This window comes from Chitinophaga ginsengisoli (assembly GCF_003014595.1).
Lineage (GTDB): Bacteria > Bacteroidota > Bacteroidia > Chitinophagales > Chitinophagaceae > Chitinophaga > Chitinophaga ginsengisoli.
The window spans coordinates 810,548-826,860 of sequence record NZ_PYGK01000002.1 but is presented as its reverse complement, the minus strand read 5'-3'; the positions used below and the strand labels follow the sequence as shown (position 1 = coordinate 826,860).

Genomic DNA, 16,313 nt, shown 5'->3' with positions numbered 1-16,313 from the left:
ATATGTTTCTTGTCGTGTGTTACAAAGCAGCATTAACCGTTACTTTGCAGTAGGCCCCCAAAATTAATCCCAATCGTCATGGCGCGGAGCAAATTCCCCTATATTTTTTATCGTAAACGTCTAAGGGATTTTCCCCTGCTTTCCCATTTTATTCCACGGGGAAAGAAGGTAATTGCTCATAGTGGCCATCGGCATCTGGTAGATGGCGAGCTGCAACATATCGCGCATGCAGTAGAGGAAAAATTGCAGGACATAACAAAAGGTAACTATAAGGACTTTATTTTGGTTTCAGGGATAGCCGATGGTGCGGATAGCCTTGTGGTGACAACAGCCCTGGAAATGGGCCTTAAAGTGCTTTTATTGTTATTGCCGGAAGATGGTGATGCCGGAAGAGTGAAAACATTGGCAGACAGGTTCGGTACAGCATTCATCGCTACTGTATCTCTCAGTCCCTACATAACGGAGGCAAGAAACAGGAAAGCTGCCGGTAGCGGGATGCAAAAGATAGCGGGAGGAGATAATATTCCCTATCAGATCCTGGCAGGGAGCCTCGTCAATATTGCAGAACACCTGATCGTGTTATGGGACGGTGTGGATACGGGAAAAGAAGGCGGTACGGCAGATGTGGTGAATATGGCCATGGAAGCAGCAGGGAAACGTTGTAAATCAGGCAACCTGTACCAGCTGATCGTTTCCCGGGCAGAAAATGACGCGCCGCTTTGCGGCGCTGCTTTACAGCGGCAACGTTATTTCCCGCCCCCCGACAAGATGGAATGGGCAGCAACCTGTTTCCCGCAATTCACCTATAAAAGCCGGATACCCTGGTGGAAGCGGAATGTGGTCTATAATGAGAACTTCTGGCGCTTTGTATTACCGCTCTTTTTTGTACTGCTGACAGTCTCTTTCGGTACCTGGGGCTTTATCTTACGCGAAGAAGCCGGATATGTTCCTGATTATCCGGGATACCGCCACGCTTTCTTCAGTGCTGTCAACCTGCTGACCTTTAACTCTTCTGCTGATGATACCGACAAGTCAGAAAAGGTGGTTGTCATACTGGACATCGCGCGCTTCAGCGGTTTGTTTTTCTTTATTAATGCATTTGTCGTTGCTTTTCTACTGGCGATTGGCAGCAATAATAAAAACCTGCTTCGCTTCTTTTTCTGGCATTGGTTTTCGAGAGACAGGATCTGTATGATCAGCGGATTAAACAGTATTACCTACCTGCTGGCCATCACGCTAAAAAAGGAACATCAGAATGTGATGATCATTGATAAAGCGCCTGATCCCAACCTGAAAACGGAGGCGGCGAAACGCGGCATCAGGGTGGTGAGTGGAAGTCCTCAGTCTTCTACCTTTTTAAGACGGAACCGGGCTGTCAATGCACATACTATATACCTGCTGGAAGAGTCTGATGCTGATAATATCCGGACATTGCAGGAGTTAGATCTTATGTGGGCAAAGCAATCCAGGAGAAAGCACTGTTATGTTCATCTGAAAGATGACCGGGCAGCTGAATTTGTAGGAAAGCTGAATCCATTGTCAGGCCGCGTAGTAGTGCGGCGACTGAATTTCCACGAAATCATCAGCAGGAAATTACTGATCCGTTATCCCATTTACAGGGAAAGCCAGGACGCGTGGAAGCCAACCGAAATACTTTTATTTGGCTTCGGCGATATGGGCAGGCAGCTGCTGGTCACGTTATTGCATACTATTCAGCTGAATAATAATCATCATGTCAATATCACGGTGTTTGCACAGAGCGCTACCGAGGCAGAAGCCGCATTCTACCAACAGTATCCCTGTCTGTGGTATAATCCGCACGAAAACCTGTTATATGAAGCACCCTACACCCGTGAGATCAGGAAGGAGATCTTTCCCAAAGGCAGGATTACTTTTAGGGAATTGCCTGTTGCTGATGCCGCCTATTATAATGATGAAGTAATGCGAAGGGCATTGCATGAAGAAAATCTTATTACAGCATACTTCTGCCTGGAAGATGCCCTGCAGGGCGCTGCCTATCTGCATGGTTTCCTGGGTAAGATAGCCCTGCGGCATTTTAACCTGCAGATCTTTTGTTATTGTAACCTGGCTGATGAAAGTGAGTTTGAGAATATCTCTCACATGCTGAACAGGCAATTGCCTTATACACCGGTGATCTTCTTCGGACAGCTGGTGGATGAATGCAGGGCGTTAGCCAAAGGGAATGCCGCTATTGACGATCTCCCTGCACTCATCAATCTGTGGTATGCCAATATGAAAGACAAAACATACTGGAGGAACCATCCTGTCGACATTATGCGACTGGCAAGACAGGAATGGGAGACTTTGTCTTATACGTATAAGGAAAGCAATCGCCGGGCGGCGGATCATATCTGGGTGAAACTGCGCTATACTTCATACTCGCTGCAGAAAATAAAACAGGCGTTAACGGCTAATGATACCTCGGAAATACTATTTGAATATTTCAGTATGGAAGCCAATCCAGCCTGCAGGGGACTGTTTGAATTACTGTCAAAGACGGAACAGCACCGCTGGTGTGCGGAGAAACTACTGAATGGGTTTCTTCCCTTACAGGACTATGATCCGGATATAGAAGATGTAGAAACACGGATAGCACGGTGGAATAGTGAACGTGGATATAAGACGCGTTACCAGTCACAGAAACTGCATATCGACCTGGTACCTTACGATAAACTATCAGACGCAGAGAAAAGCAAGGACCGCTCACAGATAAACGGTATTCCTTATTTCATACATGTACTGGCACAAAATAACATCTTATAAACGCAGGTATATGAAACCATATGTTGTTATATTTTCCTCATCCGGCAGTCTTCCTGTGGCAGAGGGCATCCACGCGCATCTTGAGAACGACTTTATAATCCATCTCTGGAAAGGAGACTTTTTCGGAGATAATCATACTACACCTTTGTGGACATTCTTCAAAAAGCTGTTTCATTATGACTATGCGATCATTGTATTGTCTAACGACAATATGGTGTCGTATGTTACTAAGGATGGTGCAAAGATCAACGGCCCCAAAGACAATGTGATCTTTGAACTGGGCGCTACTATGGCCAAACTGGGGCCACAGAAAACGATCATCTTATTGCCCGATGAACCACAGGTAAAGTTGCCTACTTACTTTGATGATGTAAAGCCATTGGTATTTACTTATCACAACCAGGAAACCTATACAGATCAGGAAAGAATGGATGCCACTGCATCTGCGGCAGAAGGGATCAGGAATATCCTGAACAATGTTACTTTCGATTCCTTCCACTCGGAATTGCCGGCACAGGGGCTGGCGCATGCTTATCTCAATAATTTCCTGCTGTCTCTATGGAAGGTAAAACAGCCGCAGGAGCTGCAGATTAACGGTAAGACACTGTTATGGCGTCCTGAGAATGGTATCACTGTCACCGTTATCATGCCTGATAAGATCATGGGCAGACAGGATGCGGACGCTTTCCTGACATCCCAACCGGGGTGTTATAAAACAAGCTTTGCGGCGGACGATGGGCGGAATATAGGTATCTATGTTTTGCCACGGGCGGATGAGCAGGCGCCGTTGCACATCCTCGATATTCCTACCACCCTGCTGACTGCTCAGAATATCATCGGGCTGATTGAGCGTTTCTGGCGCGAAAAAGACAATGAAAAGGTACTGGAAACAGATAATGACTTCATTGATTCGCTGAGATCCAAAGAGATTGTCAACTTCCGCCGCACGCTGGACCATGAACTGGCGCTGAAGGCGGAGAAGACATACATTATATCTGCTGATGAGGTACCGGCACACGTCGACAAACTCAGTGCTGGCATACTGTAACCTACAACTGTTGGCGACACGATGTGTTGCCGCTAATCTTTTAACAGGGGTCTTTTATCACGCATTCTGCTGAGCTGCCTATTGCAGGAATACCTTCTTTCTCCATCTGGCGGTCGCCCCATTGCCGCAGGTGATTGATAAAAGGGATCAGTTCCCGGCTGCTAGGCGTGAGCGTATATTCCACGCGGGGCGGCATGGTATGATATACCTCTCTATGTACCAGTCCATCTTCTTCGAGCTCCCGCAGCGTCTGGGTCAGCATCTTTGTTGTAATATCAATAATGCTTCTGCGCAGTTCCCCGTAGCGTAATACCTTATGCACGTGCAGATACCACAGGATGCGGCCTTTATATTTTCCCCCGATCCTCCGGAAAGCAAAATCTACCGCGCAAATGGGTGTGTCAATATTTTTCTTCGCCATTCCTTTACTTTTTTGTCATTGAAAATCAACTATAGATACTTTTTGGTATCCAGGATACTTAAAAGTACATACTTGTTTCAAAGATACGCCCCAGATAAATTTGATGTAAATATAGAATGATGGAAAGAAGAGCTTTATTAAAGAAGATGGCCATAATCGGCTTTGGATCTGCTTTGCCGCTACATACCCTGTTTGCCGGAAAATCCTTCGCCGGTGCGGAGCGTCCTTATCACCGGTTCCGGCTGGGCGACCTGGAACTGACAGTAGTAACAGACGGGCATATCATGATGAGCCCTGTGCAACAGCATTTCGCCCAGGATGCGCCGGCAGCTGACGTGAATAAATTACTGGAAGACAATTTCCGGTCAACAAACGCTGTAGATCTGGGTATGAATATACTGATCATAAAAAAGGGAAAAGATATTATCCTGATTGATACGGGCGCGGGTTACGGTTTCGGACCTGATTCCGGCTGGCTGCCCGCTTCACTGAAAGATGCAGGTATTCATGTGAATGACGTTACACAGATTGTTATTACACATGCACACCCTGATCATATCGGCGGACTGTTTACCCGTGATAATAAACTGGTCTTCCCAAATGCGCAGGTGTATATTGCCGCAATAGAGCACCAGTTCTGGATGTCTGCAGATAAGTCGGATTTCTCAAAAAGCAGGTTCAGTGATAAGGAGCTGCTGGCCAAGATACTGGTATCGACAAAGCAAACACTGGCGGCATTGAAAGACCGCCTGCATCTATTTGATCATAAGGAAGAACTGTTCGGCTGTATACGCCTGCAGCTGGCTGCGGGGCATACGCCGGGACATACACTTGTGAAGATATTCTCCGGGCAGGAAGAGATGGTACACATCGCCGACCTGCTGCATTCGGATGTGCTCCTGTTTCCTCATCCGGAATGGGGCTTTGACGGAGACACTGATTTTGATATGGCCGCAATTACAAGAAGAAAGGTAATGGAAGCATTGGCGCTTGAACGGACGGCGGTGTTTTCTTATCATCTGCCATGGCCGGGTATTGGACATATCCGGAAGAAAGCGGGTGCTTATGAGTGGGTAGCTGAGACGTATGCGTTCCCCGCATAATATGCCATAAATCAGCTGCTGAGGAATGATCGGCAGCTGATTTATTTTCTAATCCGCTGTATCAGCGAAAGGCAATATCTTCCACTGCTTTCCGGAGCTCCGATTCGGTAAATGTTTTGAGTTTATGCTGGGTGGCCAATGTGTTGGGGGTTCCCCTGGCCCAGAGCTTGAGCCGGGAATCATTCATGCTGAGTACGATGTCTGTATTGGCGGGATTAAAAGACCAGGATGTGTAATTTACATATCCACCAAAGCGGTCCAGCGGTCTTCCGTCTTTGTCATATACTGTCAGGACGCCCGTTTCTCCCGTAATGATATAATCTCCTTTTTCGGATAATACGATCTTTTTGCTGTAGAATATATTCCGGACAATCCTTCTGGGAGCATTAGGTGCCTTGTACGTATACAATACCGGAGTGGATACAAGGACGGGGCTGTTGACCTGCCTGCTGATCTGCTGTTGCTGAAAATCTTGTTGTACAACGGATGGGTGAGCCAGATAATAAATAGTGTTCAGGTCAGCTGCAAAACTAACCAAGGAGATTTTCTCAAATTCTTTTTCTAATGGGATGGAGTGCGTCTCCGATACAATTTTGTTGCCGGTGCTTTTCGCAATAGTGATGTCATAACCATTGTTGTTATTTTTGTCCAGAAGAACGAAGCCATTGCCACCTTTTTCCAGGATGGCATCGGGTTTTCGGTAGGTTTTAATAGATCTTCCGTTTGTCAGATCATAGGTCTCTATTCCTATCTGTCTTTTCAGATAAAGTATTGTATCATTGGAACACACATCAATAATATCATCTGTATTATTTTTGGATGGAATATAGATAATGGGAGACGTACCGACGGCTCTTTTAATCTGGATCTCATTGGGTGTCAGTACGATGATCTTTCCCCTGGCTGTATAGGTCGCTTTTACAAGATTGTCAATTCTTTCGGAAGATTCCAGCTGCCCATTCGTATTATATCTGTAGATATTGTTCTTAGTTGTGACCAGCATACTGTTGTCAACCGGGCTGAATTCTGCCGACAGTATTTTTGCACGCGCCCGCACCGGTATTTCTTCGTGCGTAGTAAGATCGAGAATGGTCATGTTTTTTTCATCCTGCAGCAGTGCCACTGCATAGTTGCCATCATCAGAGAAGAATGCAGAAGATACGCTGTCGAGAATGAATGATTCATAGAAAGTGGATTGCTTATTCAACGTATCTTTGATATAGTCTCTGAGCTGCCGATTGGAGCTATCATGCCTTAAACTTTCCAGCGCCAGCTGGTAGGCAAGTGCAGGGTCCGAACGCTGTAGCGTCCGTGATTTTGCAAAGAAGGAAGCGATTGTTTTGGCGTTTTTGATTTCCTCGTCTTTGCGTTTTATAATGTCCAGTTGTTGCTTTAGTGAATCTGATTTATTCTGAAGGAATAGCGAATATGTATTTACAGAATCACGTGACTGTATCAGCGCTGCTTTCTGCTCCAGCAGTACTTTCTTTTGTTTTTCCAGTTCTTTCCTTGTTCTCCTTTCTTTTTTGGCAGCATCGTTAGCCAGGATACTGGACTCCAAAGCCTCTATTGCTTTCCGTTGGTTAACAGCGGATTGTTTTCTTACTATGTCATACAAGCTGTCCCGTGTCTTTGTCGAAAGACTGTCCTTATGTCTCAGTAGTTTAACGCTGTCAATATATTCGAGCGATTGTTTCAGGTTATGATTGGCTTCCTTATACTGGCTAAAGGCATAGAATGCAGCTATAGACAGCAGGAATAATCCCAGTAAGGTAAACCAGGTCCTTTCCTTCTGCAGGCGGGTTTTAGCTTTCGCTTCTTCCAGTTTTTCCTTTAAAGCTTCTTCCTTCTCTTCATTCAGTCTGGCGATGTATACCTGTTTATTCAATCTTTCTTCCAACAGTTCCTTCTCTTTCTTTTCATAAGCGATCACCTTATCCCTTTCCTCAATTAGCTCCTGCTGCCGCCTGTTCTTTCTGTCTTCCAGCTCACGGCGGCGTTGCTCGCTTCTTTTTACAAAGCTGGTTTCAGCCTGGTTCAGCCAGTTGTCGGACGATTTCAGGATGCTTAACAGTGTATCCAGCCGGGAATCATCATGCCATAAGCGTTTGGGGTTCTCTTTGAACTGCTTCACTGCTTCGGAAAGGTCCTGTTGGAGATACAGGATATTCTTGCCATATTGCTTTATCCAATCGCCTATGAGGTTCCATGAACGGATCAGGGAATCGTGTGCAGGTTCGTAGTATACCTGACCGCTTTCATTTGGGCCAGATACGATCAGGCGACTGCTGACAAGGTCATTCAACACTTTCTGTACGCGTTCATTTTCTGCAGGACTTTCATATATCAGTTCTTCTGCCAGGATCCTTTTTGAAGCCTTTTCATTGATGCTCAGAGATACCATGCGCAGCATCACGTTCTTGATGGTACGCTGGGTATCTGCATCGGAACTGGTATACAGTTTGGACGCCCGCAGTCTTAAGCCATCCACCACACCGCCGATGGCGTTGTAGTGGTCTTCGGTAAGATAGCCATCATTGGCGCCGCTCTTTTCATATTCGATATACATCTGTTCCAGGGCATAGGAGAGGAGCGGCAGTGTACCATTGGACTGCATCACATCACGCACGATATTTTCTACGAGGTATACCGGTTTGTATTCCAGTCCGGCGAGGTAAGCCGGTTCTGTAATGATCTCCCGGACAGCGCTTTCCATCAGATCAGGTACGGTCTTTTTCGATTCCCGCCAGTTGGTGAGCGCCCGTTCGAATTCATACTCATAGTCTGAGCGTACACTCAATATGATTTTGAGGTTGCGGCTGGCTGCGTGAGTATCTTCCACCAGTTCATTCAGTATTTTGATAAAGTCCTCGCTTTCGCGGGTAGATGCCTGTGTGCTGAGTTCTTCGAACTGGTCTATGTACAGCAGGAATTTGTCTCCATTCAGTACATGTGTTTTTTTGATGATCTCTTTTCCGAACAGCATGGGATGAGCGCCGGGTTCTCCCTGTAGCACCTGGTATCCTTCCTGTTTCATGGCCGGAATAATACCGGCTTTGATAATGGAGGATTTGCCTGATCCGGAGGGGCCTACGATCACCAGCAATCTTTTATCTTCAAAGAAGGCCAGTAGTTCCCGCAATATCATACTCCTGCCGAAAAAGATGCTGGAATCTTTCTCTTCATAGGAGGGGAGTCCCTTAAAAGGATTACCCTGTACCGTGGGATGCCGGTTACGGCCACGGGAGGCCGCTGTTCTCTTTTGTATGATCAGTGGTACGAGGCTGTCATGAACGAGGAAGTATACTTCGTTATCGCCTTCCCTGCTACATTTCACGAGCCGGCCCTTGCTCAGGCCATTCAGCCATGACCTGGCAATCTGTGGATCAATATCCTGCAATTCCCCGAGGCGTAGGGGCTGTTTGGTCTGCGACTTTGAAACAAAATGCTGCAGGAGATACCATACCCCGCCCGCCTTTCCTTTTGAGACCTTTTCCACGACAGCATTCAGGTAACGGGCCAGCATATTTCTGCCTTCTCCGATCTCCCGGAGAATGCTCTGGGTGAAAGCAATGTCTTCATCCGTTTCTGCTTTCTCTGCGGCTTTTTCCCATGCCCAGAAGAGATATACCTGCAGGTTGGCCAGGTCTACCCGGCCTTCCGTAGCGCAGTCGGATGCGATCCTGGCAGCACAGCCAAGATGGTCGCCATCGGGTGTCCGGATGTTGAATTTATCCAGCAGTCTGGCGATAGAGTCAGTAGCATCCGCAATGCTCATGGGCTCAATTTTCACAGAGGCCTTAAAGACAGGGACACCGGAATCCTGCAATATTTTCAGATGTCCGTGGTATTCCTCCCGGAGCACCAGGATGATCTTACATTGTATGTCGTTGTTGAGAATATCCTTTATTGTGCTTATAAAGCCCTGAATTTCCTCGTTTGTTCCGAAGATGAATAATTCCTCCAATTGATCGAAAACGAGGAAGATGGGCTTAAAATGCCGTAAATAAATCTTCCGGATCAATTCGGGAATGCTGGCCGCTTGTCCGGTATTGGTTTCACGCGCTTCCTGTTGCAGGGTACTGACCAGGCTTTCTGCTATGTTATTCTTCCTCAGTATCCAGATGGCATGCCAGTCCGTCCTTTTGAACTTGTTGGCCAGTCCGCACTGAATAAGGCTGGTTTTACCCACACCCGATATCCCGTAGATCAGTATGAGACTGGCTGCAAATGATAGGTTATACAGGTTATCTATCTCGGCCGTACGGCCACCCCAGATGTCTTTATCTTCTTTTGTATAAGACTCCAGCAGTTTGAAGGGATTTTCCATCGACGTGCTCATGATTCGCTGTTTATAGGGGTTGAACTGGATACAACAGCCGGGGTAGCGGCAATTTTAGACCTGTAATACAGGAATTCTGCATGCAGTTGCAACAGCCTGTTTGTGATCCTGTTCTTCTCCCGGTCAGTTTTGCTGGTCATTTCCTCGATGAAACGAATCGTTATTTTGGTGATCGTAGTGGCGCCCAGCTCTATCTCATTCGTTTCCGGCAGGATGTGGATCTGTCGTTCATTGCTGGTCAGACTTTTGTACACAATACCCTCACCTTCCGTATAGTTGTAGAAATAGAGGTCTACGCCATCAAATTCGCACAGTACATTTTTATCGATCAGGAAAGGAGAGAGGGACAGGTATTCAAACATCCTGTAGATCTCTTTCACCAGTATAACGGAATAAGACTCGGCATATTCCGGCAGGGACTGCAGCTCCAGTACTTCCATCCTGTCGGAGATGCGTTGTTCCAGCAGCAGGTATTTATGGAAATAGGTTTTGTTCAACAGATTCCTCTTTCGGATGGCTTCCACGTTTTTGATCACCACCATTTTGTACTGCAGGATGAAGAACAGTTCTTTCAGCAGATCGATCAGGCCCTGTTCAATGAGCTTGCAATGATGGATATAGGCCGCAGCGGTATTCAGGGTAGGCAACTTCGCCTTGATACCCTTGATGAGCATGTGCGAGCTAAAGAAGTTATTCTCGTAGGTATTGACGTTTTTAACGTTCAGGTATTCCTTTACGAAAGCATCAATTCCCTTTTCATTCTCCAGGTTCTTTTTTAATACCTGTCCGATCACTTCAATGAATGAGGTATAATCGAAATCGTCTACATTTTCTTTTGTCAGTCTGAAATAGCTCAGGATGATCTCCTTTTGTATCGGGTTCAGCTCCATGGTCTTCCCGATCTTCTCTTTCAGGCCATATATTTCGAGCAGGTCGGAGAGGATGGTGGATGCGGCCAGTTTCACCAGTATTTCATAGAAGTTGATCTGCAGTTCCAGGAATTCATTGTAGTCTTCTTCCGTCAGCAGGTTTTCTTTACTAAAAGAATACATCCTTTGCAGCAGCTTACCCAGGGGAAGGGGGAAGGTATTAATGAGTTTATCTGCAATATCACTGAGGCTCTGCGGATCTTTTATATAGGCCGTATACAGGTCGTCGATCTCTTTCAGCTGATTATTCCGCCGGTTAAACTTGTCATTGATGTTTTCGACTTCGATCAATACTTCCTTGGCGGAGAGATCATTCTTTTCATACAGCGATTCTATAAGCTGGTTCTTTTCCTTTGTCAGACCGGCGTATATGCGGCTGGCATTGGAGGCCAGCGCCCGTATCAGTTCATCGTTAGGTGCATACTTCTCTTTATCGTCATATTTCTCATTCAGGTATTGGGTGACAGACCATTCATCGTTCATCGCTTCCTTGTAGTAAATGCCCCAGGGGAACTGGTCGCTTTTATCATCGTCTGGTTCGTCGTCCATTACCGCAGCCCGTTTGGTGCCTATGTAACGGTTAGTGCCTTTAGGGAACAATGCAAAATGTTCGCCCGAGAGGACGAAGGTTTTGGCGAAATCAAATGCTTTTCCAATTTGCCATGATTTGGTCAGGGCGGTATAGAAATAAATCGAGAAATCAGCGGCTACCTTGTCGTATACCGGACGGTGGGTACCGATCACGATAGGCACACCCTTGTTCGGATGGGCGGCATCAGGGGTATGCAGTACGTCTATGATCTCTTTGGACGCGCAGGCGTTGAGAAAGACCAGTTTCAGGTTCGGGGCGAGGTTTAATAGTTCTGCGAGTCCCTCTTTCCTGAATAGTCCGTCCTTTTCGAAGAAGAGCGCGAGGCTGTTCCCGTGTCCTGAGAAGTGCAGGATTTCAATTTCGGGACCGTGGTCGGCGAAAAAGCGGAACATGTTATCTTTTGTGGCGCTGATCAGGATTTCCGGACTCAGGTGTTTTTTGATATTTCCGAAATTAGTGTTGATCTCTTTAATTTCCTGTTCGACAAATTGTAAGGGTCCCTCCTTCATATCATTGGCATATGCCAACAGTGCTAATCTGGACATCTTGTGTTGTGTTTAACCGGGGTTGTGTGGATTTATCTGGGGTATGTTTCTGCTTTCTATCTTGGGGTATATGATTCTTACTTACCTTTTCAGTTCTACATTTCAGTCAATTATAACTTGTTAGTTATTTTTAATATGCTGGTATTAAGTTAAGGAAAATAATCACGATGAAAAAATAATAATATGAGGGGGATGTGTCGTTGCCTGGGGGAAGGTACGCTTTATACCGGACGTATACCGGACGTATACCGGACGTATACCGGACGTATGGGTGGACCTGAACGCATTGTTACCCGGGGTTGAAAACCCCGCGCTACAAACAAGGGGACTCCTAAAGGAGTCCTATTATGGTTTGTTAATGGCGTTTTGAGGAGGGGTGGAGCTTCGGTAGAGATTCGCTCCGACTATGGTGGACCTCTCTATCTATAGGCTCTCTGGTCCTACGTTACAGGCACTATTGTATAGCCGTGGCTATAGGAAGTGCCTATAATGCTATAGTAATGAGCCTATAGGATATAGCCTCCACCGGATCTGATAGGGTACTTCACCCTATCTGGAACATATTTATAGGATGAACGGCTTTGATTCCCATTAAATTCTCACTATATTGTCCGATAACTCAGCCAGTTACGGAAAACCAGTGTAAATACTATCAGTGTTTGGATAATATTATGCTATAAGGAGGGTATATTTCCACGTTACAGGTACTTAAACTTTTCATGTGCAATTTGATCTAGTAAACCAATAAAACAGGATGATGTTAAAAAGAATCGCTTCTATCTTACTTCTTTCGTTAGGGGTTAGCGGCGCCTATGCGCAGCAGGGAAACTATTCCTTAATACCCAAACCCACGTCTATGCAACCTGCGAATGGCAGGTTCGATCTCGGTCCGCAGACAGTTCTGGTAGCGCAGAGTGATGCCGCCAGGAAAAACGCAGCATTGTTCAATGATTTCCTATGGAACCGTTATGGTATCCGTCTTACTGTAGCTCCTGATGCCAAAGGAAGGGCCATCGTACTGGAAGAACAGAACGATACCACAGAGGCATATAGCCTGACAGCTGGAATAGACAAGGTAACCATCAAAGGTGGCAATATCGGCTGCTTTTATGGCTTACAGTCGCTGCTGCAACTGATCAATGTGCAGAATGGCAGTCTGGGAATACCGGCGGTAGTGATTGCCGATAAACCTGAGTTCGGCTACCGCGGTGTAATGGTTGATGTGAGCAGGCATTTCTTCTCTCTCGATGAAATGAAAAAGATCGTAGATGTGATGGCCTATTTCAAATTCAACAGGCTGCACTGGCATCTCACCGACGATCAGGGATGGCGCCTCGAGATCAAAAAATATCCTAAACTCACACAGATATCCGCATGGCGTGATTCTACCATCCTGGGACAATATGGTGATTTCAAGCCATTTGTATACGATGGTGAAAAACACGGTGGCTATTACAGCCAGGAAGAAGCCCGTGAACTGGTAAAGTATGCCGCTGACCGTAAGATCACGATCCTGCCGGAAATTGAGCTGCCTGGTCATAGCACGGCTGTTCTGGCGGCTTATCCGCAGTTCGGTTGTAAAGACACCACGTACAACGTACCTGGTTACTGGGGCGTGCATTATGCTATCTTATGTCCGAAGGAAGAGACCTTTAAATTCCTGGAGGATGTACTGACAGAAGTAATGGCTATCTTCCCCAGCCAATATATCCATATCGGTGGAGATGAAGTACCAAAAGAGCACTGGCAGCAATCCAAATTCGCACAGGGTATCATCAGCAAACAGAAACTGAAAGACGAACATGAGCTGCAGAGTTATTTCATTTCCCGCATCGAAAAATTCCTGAACAAGAACGGCAGACGTCTTGTTGGTTGGGATGAGATCCTGGAAGGTGGTTTAGCGCCTAATGCTACTGTAATGAGCTGGAGAGGTGAAAAGGGCGGTATTGCTGCTGCAAGAATGGGGCATGATGTGATCATGACACCTAACAGTCACCTGTATATCGACCATTACCAGGCAAAGGATAAAACAACTGAGCCTACTGCTATCGGTGGTTTCCTGCCACTGGAAAGAGTATACAGCTACCATCCACGTCCTGATTCCCTGACTGCGGATCAGCAGAAATTGGTATTAGGTGTACAGGCGAACCTGTGGACAGAATATATCGGTACCAACAATAAACTGGAGTACATGTTGTTCCCACGGATACTGGCTTTATCTGAAATAGCCTGGACGCCAAGGGATAAACAGAACTACGATGAATTCTCCACCAGAAGACTGCCCGCACGTTTGCAGGAACTGGAAGAGATGCAATATTTCTTCCGTATTCCTGAAGCAAAAGTTGCATTCGCGACGAATGCTGCTGGCAGAAGGACGGCTGAGATCACGCCTTTCGTAGCGAACAGTTTAGTGTATTATACACTGGATGGTCATAAACCTGATCAGACAGGTAATCTGTATAACGGGCCTATTGCATTGCCTGTTCCGGGTGAAAAGCCAATGGTGTTGAATTATATTATCGTGACACCGGGAGGAAGAATAAGTAATATGTTCAGTGTTCCGTTGCAGGAAGGAAAATAGAGATTGTTTTAATTTGATAAGGGCAGGATGTTCTCAGTAATGGGGCATCCTGTTCGTTTATACGAAAACTTTGAATCTTATATTATAGCCTTATTTTCTGTAGATTTGTTAAAACAAAGTAAAGTAGGGATCTGCTTATCAAAACACTTTAGGATCAGACAATGAGTAGAATCAGAATAAAAAATTTTGGCCCTATTAAGGAAGGTTTGCTCGACAATGATGGCTGGATTGAAGTTAAAAAGGCGACTGTCTTTATAGGTAATCAGGGATCAGGTAAAAGTGCAGTTGCGAAACTGATATCGACTTTTACCTGGATAGAAAAGGCATTGGTGCGGGGTGATTATGATAAAAAGTGGTTTGAGCGTAAGAATAAACTCCAGAATCAGTACCTCAGGTACCATCGTCTGGAAAATTACTTACTGGATAATAAAACTGAAATAGAATACCGGGGAGATGCCTATTCTATAAGATATGCTGATGGCTCTTTAAATATCGAAGAGATATCAGGGTCTTCTTATTCGCTTCCCCAGATAATGTATGTGCCTGCGGAGAGAAACTTTATTGCCTATGTTAAAACTGCGAGGGAATTAAAGCTTTCGTCAGATTCTCTCAAAGAATTCCTTACCGAATTTGAGAATGCGAAAGATGCGATGAAGGGACATGTAAAATTACCCATCAATAATTCCGACATTGAGTATGATAAATTAAATGATACATTGAATCTTAGAGGCGATGGATATAAAACTAAGTTAACCGATGCTTCCAGCGGTTTCCAGTCATTGGTGCCTTTGTTCCTTGTATCAGATTACCTGGCAGTTTCCGTGAAGAAGCAAAGTGATGATAATAAAGAGCCCATGAGTAGTGATGAATTGCAAAGATTCAAGAAAGGGATAGTAGACATTTGGGCAAATGCATCACTTACAGATGAACAGCGGAGGATTGCGCTTTCTGCTCTTTCCTCAAAATTTAATAAAACCGCTTTTGTAAATATAGTAGAAGAGCCGGAGCAAAATCTTTTCCCGTCTTCACAATGGCAAACGCTTCAATGTTTGCTTGAGTTTAATAACATGAGTGATGGGAACAAATTGATAATGACTACACACAGCCCATACATTATTAACTTTTTAAGTATAGCTATACAAGCTGATTATTTGAAGGATAAAATCATTGAAGCAGGGAAACAATCTGAATTGTTACCCCAACTTGAGAAAGTCATTTCAGGCAAATCGCTGATCTCCTCAGCGTCGGTGATCGTATATCAGCTAAATGAGCTGGACGGAACTATTAAGAAACTATCTGCTGCCGAAGGCATTCCAACAGATAAAAACTATCTGAATGATATGTTGAGGGAGGGAAATAATCTTTTCGATACATTACTGGAAATAGAAGAAGAAATATAAGTATGAATTTTTTTGATACTGTCTGCCAGGAACCACCGTTCCGGCATAAATTATTTGGAATATGTGATGATCAGGATGGAGGCAAAGCATTTACTGATACAGTAAATCTGTCGGAATGGATTGCCACAGTTAAAAATGATGATCAAAAGCAATTAGTATTCACTGCTATCGACAAATGTGTCATAAAGGATCATGAAGAAAATGATAGAGGCCGTTGTGATGGAATGTTAACGTCAGACAATAGTTTGTACCTCATCGAACTTAAAGATGCCACTTCCCACTGGCAAAAAGGGGCTGTAGACCAGCTGGCGTCAACAATTGAATTTCTGAAAGCGCATCACGATATAAGCAGCTTTAAACATAAAAAGGCTTTTGCCTGCAATAAAAGGCGCCCACGCTTCCAGGAAATAGATAATGAACTTAATCTTAGGTTTTACCGGAAATATGGTTTCAGAGTAGATGTCCAGGCGGAAATTATTATCGCTAAATAGAAAAGAAGGAACTGAGCAGTAGGCACACGGGCCCGACAAAAAAATCCCCCAAAACTTCCATTTCTTCAAAATTCTAT

At 45.2% G+C, this 16,313-nt stretch carries 9 protein-coding genes; 6 read left to right on the top strand and 3 right to left on the bottom strand.

The genetic code is table 11. The annotated features are described in order from the left end of the window. The first annotated feature begins 78 nt into the window (after window positions 1-78). Window positions 79-2,784, top strand: a complete 2,706-nt coding sequence (locus tag CLV42_RS07805) for an NAD-binding protein (protein ID WP_106601323.1) — start codon at window positions 79-81, stop codon at window positions 2,782-2,784. 10 nt (window positions 2,785-2,794) lie between these two features. Then, entirely contained in the window at window positions 2,795-3,832 is a 1,038-nt protein-coding gene (locus tag CLV42_RS07800) for an STING domain-containing protein (RefSeq protein ID WP_170117429.1), read from the top strand. Window positions 3,833-3,872: 40 nt separating this feature from the next. Here CLV42_RS07800 and CLV42_RS07795 read toward each other — a convergent pair whose 3' ends face one another. Beyond that, complete coding sequence (locus tag CLV42_RS07795) at window positions 3,873-4,253, bottom strand: winged helix-turn-helix transcriptional regulator (protein WP_106601321.1); 381 nt, start codon at window positions 4,251-4,253, stop codon at window positions 3,873-3,875. A 119-nt stretch (window positions 4,254-4,372) separates the two neighbouring features. Here CLV42_RS07795 and CLV42_RS07790 point away from each other — a divergent pair, with 119 nt between their 5' ends. Then, window positions 4,373-5,356, top strand: a complete 984-nt coding sequence (locus CLV42_RS07790; protein WP_170117428.1) for an MBL fold metallo-hydrolase — start codon at window positions 4,373-4,375, stop codon at window positions 5,354-5,356. Between the two features lie 61 nt (window positions 5,357-5,417). Here the strand turns inward: CLV42_RS07790 and CLV42_RS07785 are convergent, their stop codons facing one another. Then, window positions 5,418-9,698 (bottom strand): ATP-binding protein, encoded by a 4,281-nt coding sequence (locus CLV42_RS07785; protein ID WP_146154333.1) that lies wholly within the window; start codon window positions 9,696-9,698, stop codon window positions 5,418-5,420. Continuing rightward, on the bottom strand, window positions 9,695-11,764 hold the full coding sequence (locus CLV42_RS07780; RefSeq protein WP_106601318.1) for a CHAT domain-containing protein: 2,070 nt from the start codon (window positions 11,762-11,764) through the stop codon (window positions 9,695-9,697). Before CLV42_RS07780 ends, CLV42_RS07785 begins: the two co-directional genes overlap by 4 nt. Before the next feature lie 754 nt (window positions 11,765-12,518). On the opposite strand from CLV42_RS07780, the gene CLV42_RS07775 reads away from it, so the two are divergent. The 3 genes from CLV42_RS07775 to CLV42_RS07765 all read left to right on the top strand — a co-directional run bounded on the left by CLV42_RS07775 (window position 12,519) and on the right by CLV42_RS07765 (window position 16,236). Next, complete coding sequence (locus CLV42_RS07775) at window positions 12,519-14,345, top strand: family 20 glycosylhydrolase (protein ID WP_245901540.1); 1,827 nt, start codon at window positions 12,519-12,521, stop codon at window positions 14,343-14,345. A 161-nt stretch (window positions 14,346-14,506) separates the two neighbouring features. Beyond that, window positions 14,507-15,745 carry an AAA family ATPase gene (locus CLV42_RS07770; RefSeq protein ID WP_106601317.1) on the top strand — a complete coding sequence of 413 codons (1,239 nt, stop codon included), beginning with the start codon at window positions 14,507-14,509 and terminating at the stop codon, window positions 15,743-15,745. Between the two features lie 2 nt (window positions 15,746-15,747). After that, the gene (locus CLV42_RS07765) at window positions 15,748-16,236 is read left to right on the top strand and encodes a hypothetical protein (protein WP_106601316.1); all 489 of its coding nucleotides are present in this window, start codon (window positions 15,748-15,750) and stop codon (window positions 16,234-16,236) included. Window positions 16,237-16,313: the final 77 nt, after the last annotated feature.